This is a genomic window from Streptococcus mitis NCTC 12261 (genome assembly GCF_000148585.2).
In the GTDB taxonomy this organism is placed as follows: domain Bacteria; phylum Bacillota; class Bacilli; order Lactobacillales; family Streptococcaceae; genus Streptococcus; species Streptococcus mitis.
Map to the genome: position 1 here is coordinate 466233 of NZ_CP028414.1, position 18242 is coordinate 484474.

16 protein-coding genes are annotated in these 18242 nt (G+C 41.6%); all 16 read left to right on the forward strand.

All coding sequences use genetic code 11. The features are described 5' to 3' along the window. Positions 1-8 precede the first annotated feature (8 nt). A complete protein-coding gene (der, locus tag SM12261_RS02620; protein WP_001207696.1) occupies positions 9-1319 on the forward strand; it encodes a ribosome biogenesis GTPase Der in 1311 nt (436 codons plus the stop codon). 83 nt (positions 1320-1402) lie between these two features. Beyond that, positions 1403-1738 (forward strand): hypothetical protein, encoded by a 336-nt coding sequence (locus tag SM12261_RS09470; RefSeq protein ID WP_004238753.1) that lies wholly within the window; start codon positions 1403-1405, stop codon positions 1736-1738. 65 nt (positions 1739-1803) lie between these two features. Beyond that, positions 1804-2151 (forward strand): hypothetical protein, encoded by a 348-nt coding sequence (locus SM12261_RS09595; protein WP_135781819.1) that lies wholly within the window; start codon positions 1804-1806, stop codon positions 2149-2151. A gap of 32 nt (positions 2152-2183) precedes the next feature. Then, positions 2184-2471: a hypothetical protein gene (locus tag SM12261_RS02635; RefSeq protein ID WP_000197495.1), complete on the forward strand. Its 288-nt coding sequence runs from the start codon at positions 2184-2186 to the stop codon at positions 2469-2471. Between the two features lie 145 nt (positions 2472-2616). Continuing rightward, positions 2617-5130 (forward strand): preprotein translocase subunit SecA, encoded by a 2514-nt coding sequence (gene secA / locus SM12261_RS02640; RefSeq protein ID WP_001274066.1) that lies wholly within the window; start codon positions 2617-2619, stop codon positions 5128-5130. 80 nt (positions 5131-5210) lie between these two features. Continuing rightward, entirely contained in the window at positions 5211-6242 is a 1032-nt protein-coding gene (locus SM12261_RS02645) for a 3-deoxy-7-phosphoheptulonate synthase (RefSeq protein WP_000232190.1), read from the forward strand. Position 6243: 1 nt separating this feature from the next. Further along, on the forward strand, positions 6244-7275 hold the full coding sequence (locus tag SM12261_RS02650; protein ID WP_000864047.1) for a 3-deoxy-7-phosphoheptulonate synthase: 1032 nt from the start codon (positions 6244-6246) through the stop codon (positions 7273-7275). Between the two features lie 44 nt (positions 7276-7319). Continuing rightward, positions 7320-7682 carry a holo-ACP synthase gene (gene acpS / locus SM12261_RS02655; protein ID WP_000635006.1) on the forward strand — a complete coding sequence of 121 codons (363 nt, stop codon included), beginning with the start codon at positions 7320-7322 and terminating at the stop codon, positions 7680-7682. After that, entirely contained in the window at positions 7672-8775 is a 1104-nt protein-coding gene (gene alr / locus SM12261_RS02660; RefSeq protein ID WP_000648064.1) for an alanine racemase, read from the forward strand. Before acpS ends, alr begins: the two co-directional genes overlap by 11 nt. A gap of 18 nt (positions 8776-8793) precedes the next feature. After that, positions 8794-10809: an ATP-dependent DNA helicase RecG gene (recG, locus tag SM12261_RS02665; protein WP_001048781.1), complete on the forward strand. Its 2016-nt coding sequence runs from the start codon at positions 8794-8796 to the stop codon at positions 10807-10809. Positions 10810-11232: 423 nt separating this feature from the next. Further along, the gene (locus SM12261_RS02675) at positions 11233-12213 is read left to right on the forward strand and encodes an acetylxylan esterase (RefSeq protein WP_000795106.1); all 981 of its coding nucleotides are present in this window, start codon (positions 11233-11235) and stop codon (positions 12211-12213) included. A 200-nt stretch (positions 12214-12413) separates the two neighbouring features. Further along, entirely contained in the window at positions 12414-13112 is a 699-nt protein-coding gene (locus SM12261_RS02680) for an N-acetylmannosamine-6-phosphate 2-epimerase (protein WP_001135678.1), read from the forward strand. A gap of 18 nt (positions 13113-13130) precedes the next feature. Beyond that, entirely contained in the window at positions 13131-14648 is a 1518-nt protein-coding gene (locus tag SM12261_RS02685; protein WP_000477437.1) for a PTS transporter subunit EIIC, read from the forward strand. A 229-nt stretch (positions 14649-14877) separates the two neighbouring features. After that, positions 14878-16206 carry an ABC transporter substrate-binding protein gene (locus SM12261_RS02690; RefSeq protein ID WP_000672120.1) on the forward strand — a complete coding sequence of 443 codons (1329 nt, stop codon included), beginning with the start codon at positions 14878-14880 and terminating at the stop codon, positions 16204-16206. 221 nt (positions 16207-16427) lie between these two features. Then, positions 16428-17294, forward strand: a complete 867-nt coding sequence (locus SM12261_RS02695) for a carbohydrate ABC transporter permease (protein ID WP_153193231.1) — start codon at positions 16428-16430, stop codon at positions 17292-17294. A 15-nt stretch (positions 17295-17309) separates the two neighbouring features. Then, entirely contained in the window at positions 17310-18149 is an 840-nt protein-coding gene (locus SM12261_RS02700; RefSeq protein WP_001192117.1) for a carbohydrate ABC transporter permease, read from the forward strand. Positions 18150-18242 lie beyond the last annotated feature (93 nt).

Here is an 18242-nt window from a genome sequence, read left to right on the forward strand (position 1 = left end):
GAGAAATTATGGCCCTACCAACTATTGCCATTGTAGGACGTCCCAATGTTGGGAAATCAACCCTATTTAATCGGATCGCTGGTGAGCGAATCTCCATTGTGGAAGATGTCGAAGGAGTGACACGTGACCGTATCTATGCGACGGGTGAGTGGCTCAATCGTTCTTTTAGCATGATTGATACAGGAGGAATCGATGACGTCGATGCTCCTTTCATGGAACAAATTAAGCACCAGGCAGAAATTGCCATGGAAGAAGCCGATGTTATCGTCTTTGTCGTGTCTGGTAAGGAAGGAATTACCGATGCGGACGAATACGTAGCTCGTAAGCTTTATAAAACTCATAAACCAGTTATCCTCGCAGTTAACAAGGTGGACAACCCTGAGATGCGAAATGATATCTATGATTTTTATGCCCTCGGTTTGGGTGAACCACTGCCAATCTCATCTGTCCATGGTATCGGTACAGGGGATGTGCTAGACGCAATCGTAGAAAATCTTCCAAATGAATATGAGGAAGAAAATCCAGATGTCATTAAGTTTAGTTTGATTGGTCGTCCTAACGTCGGAAAATCAAGCTTGATTAACGCTATTTTGGGAGAAGACCGTGTCATTGCTAGTCCTGTTGCTGGAACAACGCGTGACGCTATTGATACCCACTTTACAGATACAGATGGTCAAGAGTTTACCATGATTGATACGGCTGGTATGCGTAAATCTGGTAAGGTTTATGAAAATACTGAGAAATACTCAGTCATGCGTGCCATGCGTGCTATTGACCGTTCAGATGTGGTCTTGATGGTCATCAATGCGGAAGAAGGTATTCGTGAATACGATAAGCGTATTGCAGGATTTGCCCATGAAGCTGGTAAAGGGATGATTATCGTGGTCAACAAGTGGGATACACTTGAAAAAGACAACCACACTATGAAAAACTGGGAAGAAGATATCCGTGAGCAGTTCCAATATCTACCTTACGCACCGATTATCTTTGTATCAGCTTTGACCAAGCAACGTCTCCACAAACTTCCTGAGATGATCAAGCAAATCAGCGAAAGTCAAAATACACGTATTCCATCAGCCGTCTTGAACGATGTGATTATGGATGCTATTGCCATTAACCCAACACCGACAGACAAAGGGAAACGTCTCAAGATTTTCTATGCTACCCAAGTGGCAACCAAACCACCGACCTTTGTTATCTTTGTCAACGAAGAAGAACTTATGCACTTTTCTTACCTGCGTTTCTTGGAAAATCAAATCCGCAAGGCCTTTGTCTTTGAAGGAACACCGATTCATCTCATCGCAAGAAAACGTAAATAAAAAAGCAGAATCTGGAATGACATTTCCAGATTTTTTTGATAAAATGAAGTTGAAGAAAGCGCTATCAAAAAGAGGTGTTGATGATGGAACATTTGTTTAAATTGTTAATCTTATTACCCTGTTTTTACTTTTTCAGCTGGATTGAAAAGGCCAACAGAGATAGTAAATTTTTCCCAATTTTTTACTATTTTTACTGGATTTACATCACCCTCTATGCTCTTTTTAGCCTTGCTTGGACAGTTTTTTCAGTCTTGTTTTTCAATATCCTATTGAGAAATGTGGCAGACATCAAGTCTTGGGGCATTTGGCTATTATTACTACTTATTGCTTTTTCCAGTTCTTGGTTAACCTATATCTTTTTCAAAAAAATGCTTCGCTTGAGACGGGAACTGGGGAAGTCTAAAGGTGGAAAGCATTGATTTATATTGGTAAGAACATTTAATAGAATGAAACTAAAGAAAACAATTTTAAAGAGGAGGTGTCGATGATGAAACTGTCGTTTAATTGGTTTCATTTGATACTCTTATTTCCCTGCTTTTACTTTTTTTATTGGATAGATAATGCTGATAGAAACAGTAAGTTTTTCCCCATTATCTACTATTTCTACTGGATTTATATTTCCCTTTTAGCTCTGTTTAGCTTGGATATGACAATTTTTTCATTCTTATTTTTCCCTTTTGTTCTAAATTATGTATCAGATGCTAGTACTTGGGGTGTTTGGTTGCTTTTGATAGTCTTATCTCTAGGCAGTGACTGGTTAGACTATATCTTTTTCAAAAACATGTTTTGCTTGAGACGGGAACTAGGACAATCTAAAGGCGAAAGGCATTGATTTATATGGTTTTTATTGATAGGAGGTAGCTTATGACACGTCTAAAATCATTTATTACACGCTATTCTAAGGTCTATATTGGTTTAGTTCTGTTGATCTGGATTGCTTTCTTCTTTCTTCCTTGGGGCAGTCCGATTCTGGGGGGAAAGATTGACCTCTTCAGCATACAGAAAGTCTTGCTAGTTTTTGGTATTCTGTCTATTTTGATGGCCTTGCTGTCCAAGAAAGTCAGTCTCTTTGTTTTTGGATTGATCTGCTGTTTTTCTCTTTGGATTAATCTATTTATCCTATTTGCGATTTTGCCGATTTTTGGCAATTAAAGTATCATAAAAGTCAGAGAGGTTAGCTTGGAAACTAGCCTCTTTTTCCTTTTCAAAATGGGGATTCTTCCTTGAAAATAATCAGTAATTGTGCTAAAATTAAAAGAACATTCTAAAATATTCGGAATTTAAAGTAAGGAAAAACATGGCTAATATTTTAAAAACAATTATCGAAAATGATAAAGGAGAAATCCGTCGTCTGGAAAAGATGGCTGACAAGGTTTTCAAATACGAAGACCAAATGGCTGCTTTGACAGATGACCAACTAAAAGCAAAAACAGTTGAATTTAAAGAACGTTATCAAAATGGAGAATCACTGGATTCATTGCTTTATGAAGCATTTGCGGTTGTCCGTGAGGGTGCCAAACGTGTCCTAGGTCTCTTCCCATATAAGGTTCAGGTAATGGGGGGAATCGTTCTTCACCATGGTGACGTGCCAGAGATGCGTACAGGGGAAGGAAAAACATTGACTGCGACCATGCCGGTATACCTCAATGCTCTTTCAGGTAAAGGGGTTCACGTAGTTACGGTTAACGAATACCTGTCAGAACGTGATGCGACTGAGATGGGTGAATTGTATTCTTGGCTTGGCTTGTCAGTAGGGATTAACTTGGCTGCCAAATCTCCAATGGAGAAAAAAGAAGCCTATGAGTGTGATATTACTTACTCAACCAACTCAGAAATCGGATTTGACTACCTTCGTGACAACATGGTTGTTCGTGCTGAAAACATGGTACAACGTCCGCTTAACTATGCCTTGGTCGATGAGGTTGACTCTATCTTGATTGACGAGGCCCGTACACCTTTGATCGTATCAGGTGCTAATGCAGTTGAAACCAGTCAGCTCTACCACATGGCAGACCACTATGTAAAATCTTTGGACAAAGACGACTACATCATCGATGTGCAGTCTAAGACTATTGGTTTGTCTGATTCAGGGATTGACAAGGCTGAAAGCTACTTCAAGCTTGACAATCTCTATGACATCGAAAACGTAGCTCTGACTCACTTTATCGATAACGCCCTTCGTGCCAACTACATTATGCTTCTCGATATTGACTATGTGGTGAGCGAAGAACAAGAAATCTTGATCGTTGACCAATTTACGGGTCGTACTATGGAAGGTCGTCGTTATTCTGATGGATTGCACCAAGCTATTGAAGCCAAAGAAGGTGTGCCAATTCAGGATGAAACCAAGACATCTGCCTCAATCACTTACCAAAACCTTTTCCGTATGTACAAGAAATTGTCTGGTATGACGGGTACAGGTAAGACTGAGGAAGAAGAATTCCGTGAAATTTACAACATTCGTGTTATTCCAATCCCAACCAACCGTCCTGTTCAACGTATTGACCACTCAGACCTTCTTTATGCAAGTATCGAGGCTAAGTTTAAGGCGGTTGTCGAAGATGTTAAGGCTCGTTACCAAAAAGGTCAACCAGTCTTGGTTGGTACAGTAGCGGTTGAAACCAGTGACTATATTTCTAAGAAATTAGTCGCAGCTGGCGTTCCTCACGAGGTCTTGAATGCCAAAAACCACTATAAAGAAGCCCAAATCATCATGAATGCTGGTCAACGTGGTGCTGTTACCATTGCGACTAACATGGCCGGTCGTGGTACCGACATCAAGCTTGGTGAAGGGGTTCGCGAATTGGGTGGACTTTGTGTTATTGGTACAGAACGTCATGAAAGCCGTCGTATCGATAACCAGCTTCGTGGACGTTCAGGTCGTCAAGGAGACCCAGGTGAGTCACAATTCTACCTATCTCTTGAAGATGATTTGATGAAACGTTTTGGTTCTGAACGCTTGAAGGGAATCTTTGAACGCTTGAATATGTCTGAAGAGGCCATTGAGTCTCGTATGTTGACGCGTCAGGTTGAAGCAGCACAAAAACGTGTCGAAGGAAATAACTACGATACTCGTAAACAAGTCCTTCAATACGACGATGTCATGCGTGAACAACGTGAGATTATCTACGCTCAACGTTACGATGTCATCACTGCAGACCGTGACTTGGCACCCGAAATTCAGGCTATGATCAAACGTACAATTGGTCGTGTCGTTGATGGTCATGCGCGTGCGAAACAAGATGAAAAACTAGAAGCAATTTTGAACTTTGCTAAGTACAACTTGCTTCCTGAAGATTCGATTGCAATCGAAGACTTGTCAGGCTTGTCTGATAAGGCTATTAAGGAAGAACTCTTCCAACGTGCCTTGCAAGTTTATGATAGTCAGGTTTCAAAACTACGTGATGAAGAAGCAGTTAAAGAATTCCAAAAAGTCTTGATTCTACGAGTGGTAGATAACAAGTGGACAGATCATATCGATGCCCTCGATCAATTGCGTAATGCGGTTGGACTTCGTGGTTATGCTCAGAACAACCCTGTTGTTGAGTATCAGGCAGAAGGTTTCCGTATGTTTAATGATATGATTGGTTCGATTGAGTTTGATGTGACACGTTTGATGATGAAAGCCCAAATTCATGAACAAGAAAGACCACAAGCAGAACACCATATCAGTACAACAGCGACCCGCAATATCGCTGCCCACCAAGCAAATATACCAGAAGATTTGGATTTGAGTCAGATTGGACGGAATGAACTTTGCCCATGTGGTTCTGGTAAGAAGTTTAAAAACTGTCACGGTAAAAGACAATAAAATGAGATAGTTTAGAGGCGGATACCTTGTGAAAAGTAAATTTTTACTTGGTATCCGTTTGCTTTATAAGGAGATGAGTTATGGTATTTACAGCAAAAAGTCCTAAAATTAATATTGAAGAAGTTCGTGCCTTATCAAAATTAGAAGGTCAAGCTTTAGAGAGAAAATCACAGCGTGATCAAGAGCTAGAAGCCATTATACGTGGAGAAGACCAACGGATTCTCTTGGTAATCGGGCCATGCTCATCTGACAATGAAGAAGCTGTTCTTGAGTACGCTAAGCGTTTGGCAGCTTTGCAAGAAGAAGTAGCAGACCGTATCTTTATGGTTATGCGTGTTTATACTGCCAAACCCCGTACCAACGGAGATGGCTATAAGGGCTTGATTCACCAGCCTAATGCGACAGAAGCGCCTAGTCTTATCAACGGAATCAAAGCCGTGCGCCATCTTCACTATCGTGTCATCACGGAAACAGGTATGACGACAGCTGATGAAATGCTTTATCCTGAAAATCTTCCGCTTGTAGATGATTTGATTTCTTACATGGCGGTTGGTGCCCGTTCAGTTGAAGACCAGCAACACCGCTTTGTGGCAAGTGGGGCAGATTTTGCGACTGGGTTTAAAAATCCAACCTCTGGAAATCTCAATGTTATGTTTAATGGGATTTATGCTGCTCAAAACAAACAAAGTTTCCTTTTCCTAGGAAAAGAAGTGGAAACAACTGGGAACCCGCTTTCGCATGCCATTCTTCGTGGAGCGATCAATGAGTATGGTAAGAATATTCCTAACTACTACTATGATAATTTGATGGATACCATTGCTCAGTATGAGAAGATGGGCTTGGAAAATCCCTTTATCATTGTGGATACCAATCATGACAACTCTGGTAAGCAATATATGGACCAGATTCGAATTGTCCGCCAGACCTTGATTAACCGTGATTGGAATGAAAAAATCAAGCAGTACGTTCGTGGCTTTATGATTGAGTCTTATCTAGAAGACGGCCGTCAAAACGAACCGGAAGTATTTGGCAAGTCTATCACAGACCCTTGTCTTGGCTGGGATAATACGGAAGCCCTCGTCAGAGAAATCTACCAAACGCTAGGAGAATAAGATGGCATTTATTGAAAAAGGTCAAGAAATTGATATTGAAGCAATCAAAGCAGAAACCCAATTGTCTGCGGAAGCCTTGCGACTAAAGGAGCGTCGTGATAGAGAAATGGCAGACATCATTTCAGGAGAAGATGACCGGATCCTTTTGGTGATTGGTCCTTGCTCTTCTGATAATGAAGAGGCTGTCTTGGAATATGCCCGCCGTTTATCCGCCTTGCAGAAGAAGGTGGCGGACAAGATTTTCATGGTTATGCGTGTTTATACAGCTAAACCTCGCACCAACGGAGACGGCTATAAAGGTCTGGTTCACCAACCAGATACCTCTAAGGCTCCAAGCCTGATTAACGGTTTGCAGGCTGTGCGCCAGTTGCACTATCGCGTCATTACAGAGACAGGTTTGACAACGGCAGACGAGATGCTTTATCCGTCAAATTTGGTCTTGGTAGATGATTTGGTCAGCTACCATGCTGTGGGGGCTCGTTCTGTGGAAGACCAAGAGCACCGTTTTGTGGCTTCAGGGATTGATGCACCAGTCGGGATGAAAAATCCAACCTCTGGGAATCTTGGTGTTATGTTTAACGGTATCTATGCCGCCCAAAACAAACAAACCTTCCTCTTCCATGGTCAAGAAGTTGAGACTTCAGGAAATCCCTTGGCTCACGTCATCCTTCGTGGTGCAGTTAATGAATATGGGAAAAATGAGCCTAACTTTTACTATGAAACCTTGCTAAATGCCATTGAACGCTATGAAGCCATGGGACTTGAAAATCCCTTTATTCTCATTGATACCAACCATGATAATTCAGGCAAGCAATATATGGAGCAGATTCGAATTGTTCGCCAGACCTTGCAAAATCGTGACTGGAATGAGAAGATTAAAAAGATAGTTCGAGGCTTTATGATTGAATCTTACCTAGCAGATGGTCGTCAAAACCAACCAGAGGTCTTTGGTTGCTCCATTACCGATCCTTGTCTAGGTTGGGAAAATACAGAGGCCTTGGTAGAAGAGATTTATGCTACCTTGACAAAATAAGTGAAAAGGATGGAGTTGGGGGATCTCAACTCCTTTTGATGAGAATGATAGTTGGACACGGAATTGACATCGAAGAATTGGCTTCGATAGAAAGCGCAGTTACACGACATGAAGGCTTTGCTAAGCGCGTGCTGACCGCTAAGGAAATGGAGCGCTTCACCAGTCTCAAAGGGCGCAGGCAGATTGAATATTTGGCTGGTCGCTGGTCGGCTAAGGAGGCCTTTTCCAAGGCTATGGGAACTGGTATTGGCAAGCTCGGTTTTCAAGATTTAGAAGTCTTGAATAATGAACGCGGGGCGCCTTATTTTAGTCAGTCACCATTTTCAGGAAAGATTTGGCTGTCTATCAGCCATACAGATCAGTTTGTGACAGCCAGTGTCATTTTGGAGGAAAATCATGAAAGCTAGTCCGCATAGACCAACCAAGGCTCTGATTCATCTGGGAGCTATTCGACAAAATATTCAGCAAATGGGGGCTCATATCCCTGAAGGAACACTCAAATTTGCAGTAGTCAAGGCTAATGCCTATGGTCATGGAGCTGTTGCCGTTGCCACGACTATTCAAGATGATGTTGATGGCTTTTGCGTTTCCAATATCGATGAAGCTATTGAACTCAGACAGGCTGGACTCAGCAAGCGAATCCTTATTTTAGGAGTTTCTGAAATCGAAGTTGTTGCTCTAGCTAAAGAATATGACATCACCTTGACTGTAGCTGGACTGGAGTGGATTCAAGCACTCTTAGATAAGGAAGCGGACTTAACTGGATTAACAGTCCACCTCAAGATTGATTCAGGAATGGGACGGATTGGTTTTCGAGAGGCTCATGAGGCTGAGCAGGCTCAAGACTTGCTCCAACAACATGGTGCTCGTGTTGAAGGGATTTTTACCCACTTTGCTACTGCAGACGAGAAATCAGATGACTACTTTAATACCCAGTTAGAACGGTTTAAAACTATTTTAGCCGGTATGAAAGGTCTTCCAGAGCTGATACATGCCAGCAATTCGGCAACGACTCTTTGGCATGCAGAGACTATTTTCAATGCGGTCCGTATGGGGGATGCCATGTATGGTCTTAATCCTAGCGGAGAGGTTTTGGACTTACCTTATGACTTGAAACCAGCCTTGACCTTGGAATCTGCTCTGGTTCATGTCAAGACAGTTTCAGCTGGAGCTTGCATGGGCTATGGAGCGACCTATCAGGCGGATAGCGAGCAAGTCATAGCGACGGTGCCAATCGGCTATGCGGATGGTTGGACACGAGATATGCAAAATTTCGCTGTCTTGGTAGATGGGCAAGCTTGCCCAATCGTTGGGCGGGTTTCGATGGACCAAATCACCATTCGTCTGCCTAAGCTTTATCCCTTAGGAACAAAGGTAACCTTGATTGGTTCTAACGGGGACAAGGAAATTACAGCTACTCAGGTAGCGACCTACCGTGGGACTATTAACTATGAGGTGGTTTGTCTTCTCAGCGACCGCATTCCGAGAGAATATTATTAGAAAAGAAAGGAGTGGAGCATGAATCTACATCAACCCTTGCATGTCTTACCTGGTGTGGGACCAAAGTCAGCAGAAAAATACGCCAAACTAGGAATTGAAAACTTGCAAGACCTCTTGCTCTACTTTCCTTTCCGTTACGAAGACTTTAAAACCAAGCAGGTGCTGGAGCTGGAAGACGGAGAAAAGGCGGTTTTGTCTGGTCAAGTCGTGACTCCTGCTAGTGTTCAGTATTATGGTTTCAAGCGCAATCGACTGCGTTTTAGTCTCAAGCAGGGAGAAGTTGTTTTTGCGGTGAATTTCTTTAACCAGCCCTATCTGGCTGATAAGATAGAGTTGGGAGCAACTCTTGCCGTCTTTGGAAAATGGGACCGTGCCAAGGCTAGTCTGACTGGGATGAAGGTCCTGGCTCAGGTGGAAGATGACCTCCAGCCTGTCTATCGTCTGACTCAGGGAATCAGTCAAGCCAGTCTGGTCAAGGTCATCAAAACGGCCTTTGATCAGGGCCTGGACCTCTTGATAGAGGAAAATCTGCCCCAGTCCTTGCTGGACAAATACAAACTCATGTCCCGTTGTCAGGCAGTCCGAGCTATGCATTTTCCAAAGGATTTGGGAGAATACAAGCAGGCCCTTCGCCGTATCAAGTTTGAGGAACTCTTTTATTTCCAAATGCAATTGCAAACGCTCAAATCTGAAAATAGAGTTCAGGGAAGCGGTCTGGTTCTGGACTGGTCTCAGGAAAAAGTGTCAGCTGTTAAAGAAAGTCTGCCATTTGCCCTGACCCAAGCTCAGGAAAAGAGTTTGCAGGAAATTTTAACTGATATGAAGTCCGACCACCACATGAATCGTCTCCTACAAGGGGATGTGGGGAGTGGGAAAACAGTAGTCGCTGGTTTGGCCATGTTTGCGGCGGTGACAGCTGGCTACCAATCAGCCCTCATGGTGCCAACAGAAATCTTAGCAGAGCAACACTTTGAGAGTTTGAAGAGTCTCTTCCCAGACTTGAAACTGGCTCTCTTAACAGGTTCCTTAAAAGCTGCAGAAAAAAGAGAAGTCTTGGAGACCATTGCCAAGGGTGAGGCCGACTTTATTATCGGAACTCATGCTTTGATACAAGATGGAGTGGATTATGCTCGTCTTGGCTTGATTATCATCGATGAGCAGCACCGTTTTGGTGTGGGGCAAAGGCGTATTTTACGGGAAAAAGGGGACAATCCTGACGTTCTCATGATGACGGCAACTCCTATTCCACGGACGCTGGCTATCACAGCCTTTGGCGATATGGATGTTTCCATTATCGACCAGATGCCAGCAGGGAGGAAGCCTATTGTGACGCGCTGGATCAAACATGAGCAACTACCTCAGGTCTTGACTTGGTTAGAGGGAGAAATCCAAAAAGGTTCTCAAGCCTATGTTATCTCTCCCTTGATTGAAGAATCAGAAGCTCTGGATTTGAAAAATGCCATTGCCTTATCTGAGGAGTTGACGGCTCATTTTGCAGGTAAGGCAGAAGTGGCTCTTCTACATGGTAAGATGAAGAGTGACGAAAAAGATCAGATTATGCAGGAGTTCAAAGAGCAAAAAACGGATATTCTAGTTTCGACAACGGTTATCGAGGTCGGGGTTAATGTTCCAAATGCGACCGTCATGATTATCATGGATGCCGATCGCTTCGGGCTCAGCCAGCTTCACCAGCTCAGAGGTCGTGTTGGTCGGGGAGATAAGCAGTCCTATGCAGTTCTTGTTGCCAATCCCAAGACGGATTCTGGGAAAGACCGTATGCGCATCATGACAGAAACCACCAATGGTTTTGTTCTTGCTGAGGAAGATTTGAAAATGCGTGGTTCAGGTGAGATTTTTGGAACTAGACAGTCAGGTCTTCCAGAATTCCAAGTGGCTGATATTATCGAAGATTTCCCAATTTTAGAAGAAGCCAGAAAAGTTGCTAGCTACATTAGTTCAATAGAAGGCTGGCAAGAGGATCCGGAATGGCGCATGATTGCCCTTCATTTGGAAAAGAAAGAACATCTAGATTAAGCTTTCTCTAAGGAAATCTTATACTCAATGAAAATCAAAGAGCAAACTAGGAAGCTAGCCGCAAGCTGTACTTGAGTACGGTAAGGCGACGCTGACGTGGTTTGAATTTGATTTTCGAAGAGTATTAAGCTAGCTTTCAGGTTTGCCCTTTATACTAGAGTCATCAAAAAGAAACGAGGACTCTCATATGACAGTAACGATTAAAGTAAATTACCAAACCACTTTCCAGAAGAAAGAAGCAACAAAATAATATAAATAGAAGGAAGAAAGAGCGAAATGCTCTTTTTTCGTTTCTAAAACTACTTTCAGCCCATCATCCTAAAAGTAAAGAATCTAAAATCTCTTTCTATTTACCCTTCTTTCTTGCATTGCTTTTCTAGATATGCTAGAGTGGTGGTAGCGATTACAAAAAAGGAGCATGCTATGAAAAATCCAGCTTTATTAGAAGAAATTAAGACCTATCTAGGAAGGGACGAGGTTCCACAAGACTTTGATGCTTTTTGGGATGAGGAAGTGAAAAAAGTTTCCAATCTTCCAGCTTATCAGTTGGAGGAAAGGAATTTCCACATTCCTCAAGTAAAGTGCTATGAATTAACCTTTGAAGGAACCAATGAAGGCAAGGTCTATGCACGCGTCGTTCTTCCGAAGAGTGACGAGAAGGTTCCGATAATCTTCCATTTTCATGGTTATATGGGACGTGGCTGGGACTGGGCTGACATGCTGGCCTTCACCGTAGCTGGTTACGGTGTTGTTTCCATGGATGTGCGGGGGCAGTCGGGTTACTCACAAGACAGCTTGCGTTCTCCTCTAGGAAATACGGTCAAGGGGCATATCATCCGTGGGGCTGTGGAAGGTCGGGATCACCTCTTTTATAAGGATGTTTATCTGGATATTTACCAGTTGGTTGAAATTGTTGCCAGTCTGTCTCAGGTTGATGAGAAGCGTCTTTCTAGCTATGGTGCCTCACAAGGAGGTGCTCTAGCTCTAGTTGCAGCAGCACTCAATCCTCGGATTCATAAAACAGTTGCCATTTATCCCTTCTTGTCAGACTTTAGACGAGTGCTTGAGATTGGTAATACTAGCGAGGCTTACGACGAACTGTTCCGTTATTTCAAGTTTCACGATCCCTTCCACGAAACTGAGGAGGAAATCATAGCGACCCTTGCCTATATCGATGTGAAAAATCTTGCCCATCGTATCAAGGGTGAGGTTAAGATGATTACGGGCTTGGACGATGATGTTTGCTATCCTATTACCCAGTTTGCGATTTACAACCGGCTGACCTGCGATAAGGCCTATCGCATCATGCCTGAGTATGCTCACGAAGTCATGAATGTCTTTGTCAATGACCAAGTCTACAACTGGCTATGTGGTAGTGAGATTCCTTTTAAGTATGTAAAATGATGAATGAGAGAGCCCAGTAGCTCTCTTTTTATAGTTCAGTAAAAATGTTTTAATATAGATGGTTCTCTGAAACTACTTTCAGAAACAGCTGTTCTATAAAATACTTTTGAAACTGAAATCTATTCTACCACAAGGTATTGAAAGCGCTTTAAAACTAATATATAATGAACTCATAAGAACAAAGAAAAGGAGGAAAGAGGATGCCACAGATTACTAAAGAAGCCTTGATTGCACAAATCAAAGATGGAATCATCGTTTCTTGTCAGGCCCTTCCTCACGAACCGCTTTATACAGAAGCGGGAGGAGTCATTCCCTTGCTGGTCAAAGCGGCTGAGCAAGGTGGAGCAGTCGGTATCCGAGCAAATAGTGTTCGCGATATCAAGGAAATCAAGGAGGTTACCAACCTTCCAATCATTGGGATAATTAAACGAGATTATCCACCGCAAGAACCTTTTATCACTGCCACTATGAAAGAAGTTGATGAATTGGCAGAACTTGATATAGAGGTAATTGCTCTGGATTGTACCAAGCGTGAACGCTACGATGGTTTGGAGATTCAAGAGTTCATTCGTCAGGTTAAGGAGAAATATCCTCATCAGCTCTTGATGGCTGATACAAGTACTTTCGAGGAAGGATTGGCAGCCGTTGAAGCAGGGATTGACTTTGTCGGAACAACTTTATCTGGATACACATCTTACAGTCCAAAAGTGGATGGTCCCGATTTTGAATTAATCAAAAAACTCTGTGATGCTGGTGTAGATGTCATTGCAGAAGGGAAAATCCATACACCAGAACAAGCCAAACAAATCCAGGGATACGGAGTGCGAGGCATCGTTGTTGGTGGCGCTATTACTAGACCAAAAGAGATTACAGAACGCTTTGTTGCTGGTCTCAAATAAGATGTAAGGGGGAATTTTATGTTTAAAGTTTTACAAAAAGTTGGAAAAGCTTTTATGTTACCTATAGCTATACTTCCTGCAGCAGGTCTACTTTTGGGGATTGGTGGTGCACTTTCAAACCCAACCACGATAGCAACTTATCCAATACTAGACAATAGTTTTTTTCAATCAATATTCCAAGTAATGAGCTCTGCAGGAGAGGTTGTATTCAGTAATTTATCACTACTTCTCTGTGTGGGATTATGTATTGGCTTAGCGAAACGAGATAAAGGAACCGCTGCGCTAGCAGGAGTAACTGGTTACTTAGTTATGACTGCAACGATTAAAGCTCTGGTAAAACTTTTTATGGCAGAAGGATCTGCAATTGATACTGGAGTTATTGGAGCATTAGTTGTCGGAATAGTTGCCGTATATTTGCACAATCGATATAACAATATTCAATTACCTTCCGCTTTAGGATTCTTTGGGGGTTCACGCTTCGTTCCTATTGTTACATCGTTCTCTTCTATCTTAATTGGCTTTGTCTTCTTTGTTATTTGGCCACCTTTTCAACAACTTCTTGTTTCTACAGGTGGATATATTTCTCAGGCGGGTCCAATTGGAACTTTTCTATATGGATTTTTAATGAGACTTTCTGGAGCAGTAGGCTTACATCATATGATTTACCCTATGTTTTGGTATACTGAACTTGGTGGTGTTGAAACTGTTGCAGGACAAACAGTGGTTGGAGCTCAAAAAATATTTTTTGCTCAATTAGCCGACCCGACTCATTCTGGATTATTTACAGAAGGAACAAGGTTTTTTGCAGGTCGTTTCTCAACAATGATGTTCGGTTTACCGGCTGCCTGTTTAGCGATGTACCATAGTGTTCCTAAAAATCGTCGTAAAAAATACGCGGGTCTGTTTTTTGGAGTTGCTTTAACATCTTTTATTACCGGTATTACAGAACCAATTGAATTTATGTTTCTATTTGTCAGTCCGGTTCTATATGTTGTACACGCATTCCTTGATGGTGTCAGCTTCTTTATTGCAGACGTCTTAAATATTTCAATAGGAAACACATTCTCAGGAGGTGTAATCGATTTTACTTTATTTGGAATTTTGCAGGGGAACGCTAAAACGAATTGGGTTCTTCAGATTCCATTTGGACTTATTTGGAGTGTTCTGTATTATATTGTTTTTAGATGGTTCATTACTCAATTCAACGTTCTAACGCCAGGACGAGGAGAAGAAGTAGATTCTAAAGAAATTTCTGAATCCACAGATTCAACTTCAAATACTGCAGATCATTTAAAACAGGATAGCCTACAAATTATCAGAGCGTTGGGTGGATCAAATAATATAGAAGATGTAGATGCTTGTGTGACACGTTTACGTGTAGCTGTAAAAGAAGTTCATCAAGTTGATAAAGCACTTTTAAAACAAATTGGTGCAGTTGATGTCTTAGAAGTGAAGGGTGGTATTCAAGCAATATATGGAGCAAAAGCAATCTTATATAAAAATAGTATTAATGAAATTTTAGGTGTAGATGATTAATACTCAATGAAAATCAAAGAGCAAACTGGGAAGCTAGGCGCAGGCTATACTTGAGTACGCCAAGGCGAAGCTGGCATGGTTTGAAGAGATTTTCGAAGAGTATAAGTACTTACTGACTTAATAAAAAACAGAGGAGAGTGGTGGATGCATCGGATGAAATGAAAACGCATACAAATACAATCTTACTCATTATCCAATATGGATACGCTTATTACATAGGAGAATACAGATGAAATTTAGAAAATTAGCTTGTACAGTACTTGCGGGTGCTGCGGTTCTTGGTCTTGCTGCTTGTGGCAATTCTGGCGGAAGTAAAGATGCTGCCAAATCAGGTGGTGACGGTGCCAAAACAGAAATCACTTGGTGGGCATTCCCAGTATTTACCCAAGAAAAAACTGGTGACGGTGTTGGAACTTATGAAAAATCAATCATCGAAGCGTTTGAAAAAGCAAACCCAGATATAAAAGTGAAATTGGAAACCATCGACTTCAAGTCAGGTCCTGAAAAAATCACAACAGCCATCGAAGCAGGAACAGCTCCAGACGTACTTTTTGACGCACCAGGACGTATCATCCAATATGGTAAAAATGGTAAATTGGCTGACTTGAATGACCTCTTCACAGATGACTTTGTTAAAGATGTCAACAATGAAAACATTGTAAAAGCAAGTAAGGCTGGAGACAAAGCCTACATGTATCCAATCAGTTCAGCACCATTCTACATGGCTATGAACAAGAAAATGTTGGAAGATGCTGGAGTTGCGAACCTTGTAAAAGAAGGTTGGACAACAGACGACTTTGAGAAAGTTTTGAAAGCGCTTAAAGACAAAGGCTACACACCAGGTTCATTGTTCAGTTCTGGTCAAGGGGGAGACCAAGGAACACGTGCCTTCATCTCAAACCTTTACGGCGGTTCTGTAACAGATAAAGATGTAACAAAATATACAACTGATGATCCTAAATTCGTCAAAGGTCTTGAAAAAGCAGCTAGCTGGATCAAAGACGGTTTGTTGAACAACGGTTCACAATTTGACGGTGGAGCAGATATCCAAAACTTTGCCAACGGTCAAACATCTTACACAATCCTTTGGGCGCCAGCTCAAAACGGTATCCAAGCTAAACTCTTGGAAGCAAGTAAAGTAGAAGTGGTAGAAGTACCATTCCCATCAGATTCAGGTAAACCAGCTCTTGAATACCTTGTAAACGGATTTGCAGTATTCAACAACAAAGACGACAAGAAAGTTGCAGCATCTAAGAAATTCGTTCAATTCATCGCGGATGACAAAGAATGGGGTCCAAAAGACGTTGTTCGTACAGGTGCCTTCCCAGTTCGTACTTCATTTGGAAAACTTTATGAAGATAAACGTATGGAAACAATCAGTGGTTGGACTAAATACTACTCACCATACTACAATACAATTGATGGTTTTGCAGAAATGAGAACTCTATGGTTCCCAATGTTGCAATCAGTTTCAAATGGCGATCAAAAACCAGCGGATGCTTTAAAAGCCTTCACTGAAAAAGCTAACGAAACAATTAAAAAAGCTACAAAACAATAAGCACTGAATCAGATTGACTCCTCCCTTTTCCCTGTGCATAATCTATGTAAGAAAAGGGAGGATTTTATTTGAAATATCAGAAACTGTCACGAAATTAAAATGAAGTTCTTACATAAGCGAATCTTAAAAAATTTCATTTTGATTTTAAAACTGTTCAAGAAAATCCAAAATATTCTATTTGTGAAAGAGAGGTGCCGACTGTGAAAGTCAATAAAATTCGTATGCGGGAAACAGTGATTTCCTACGCTTTCTTAGCACCAGTATTATTCTTCTTTGTCATCTTTGTATTGGTTCCTATGATTATGGGATTCATTACAAGTTTCTTTAACTATTCAATGACTAAATTTGAGTTTGTGGGATTGGACAACTACATTCGTATGTTTAAAGACCCTGTCTTTATGAAGTCTTTGATTAACACAGTTATTTTGGTTGTTGGATCTGTACCGATTGTTGTTCTCTTTTCGCTCTTTGTGGCGTCGCAAACCTACCATCAAAATGCTATTGCCAGATCTTTCTACCGTTTCGTCTTCTTCCTTCCTGTTGTAACAGGTAGTGTTGCCGTAACAGTTGTTTGGAAATGGATTTATGACCCATTATCAGGGATTCTAAACTTTGTCCTTAAGTCAAGCCATATCATCAGCCAGAATATTTCTTGGTTGGGAGATAAACACTGGGCATTACTGGCAATTATGATTATCCTCTTGACAACTTCAGTTGGTCAACCAATCATCCTCTACATAGCTGCTATGGGGAATATTGACAATTCACTGGTTGAAGCGGCTCGTGTAGACGGTGCAACTGAATTTCAAGTTTTCTGGAAGATTAAATGGCCAAGCCTTCTTCCAACAACTCTCTACATCGCAATCATCACAACAATTAACTCATTTCAAGTTTTCGCCTTGATTCAACTATTAACATCTGGTGGGCCAAACTACTCAACAAGTACCTTGATGTACTACCTTTACGAAAAAGCCTTCCAATTGACCGAATACGGGTATGCTAATACCATTGGTGTCTTCTTGGCAGTCATGATTGCTATTGTAAGCTTTGTTCAATTTAAGGCGCTCGGAAATGACGTAGAATATTAAAGAAAGGAGACAGCTATGCAATCTACACAAAAGAAACCTATAACAGCTTTCACTGTTATTTCAACTATTATCTTGCTCTTGTTGACCGTGCTGTTCATCTTTCCATTCTACTGGATTTTGACAGGGGCCTTCAAATCACAACCTGATACCATCGTTATTCCACCACAATGGTTCCCTAAAATGCCAACCATGGAAAACTTCCAACAACTCATGGTGCAAAACCCTGCTATGCAGTGGATGTGGAACTCTGTGTTTATCTCATTGGTAACCATGTTCTTAGTCTGTGCGACCTCATCTCTAGCAGGTTATGTATTGGCTAAAAAACGTTTCTATGGGCAACGTATTCTCTTTGCAATCTTTATTGCTGCTATGGCACTTCCAAAACAAGTTGTCCTTGTACCATTGGTACGTATCGTCAACTTCATGGGAATTCACGATACTCTCTGGGCAGTTATCTTGCCTTTGATTGGATGGCCATTCGGGGTCTTCCTCATGAAACAGTTCAGTGAGAATATTCCTACAGAGTTGCTTGAATCAGCTAAAATCGACGGTTGTGGTGAGATTCGTACCTTCTGGAGCGTAGCCTTCCCAATTGTGAAACCAGGATTTGCAGCACTTGCAATCTTTACCTTCATCAATACATGGAACGACTACTTCATGCAGTTGGTTATGTTGACTTCACGTAATAATTTGACCATTTCACTCGGTGTTGCGACTATGCAGGCTGAAATGGCAACCAACTATGGTTTGATCATGGCAGGTGCAGCTCTTGCTGCTGTGCCAATCGTAACAGTCTTCCTAGTCTTCCAAAAATCCTTTACTCAAGGTATTACCATGGGAGCGGTCAAAGGTTAAGAAAAGTAAACTGGTGTGTCAAGATTGCGGAAGTGGTCTTGACATGCTATGGAAATATAGATGTTATAAGTGTCTACAAAATGTTGGGTATTT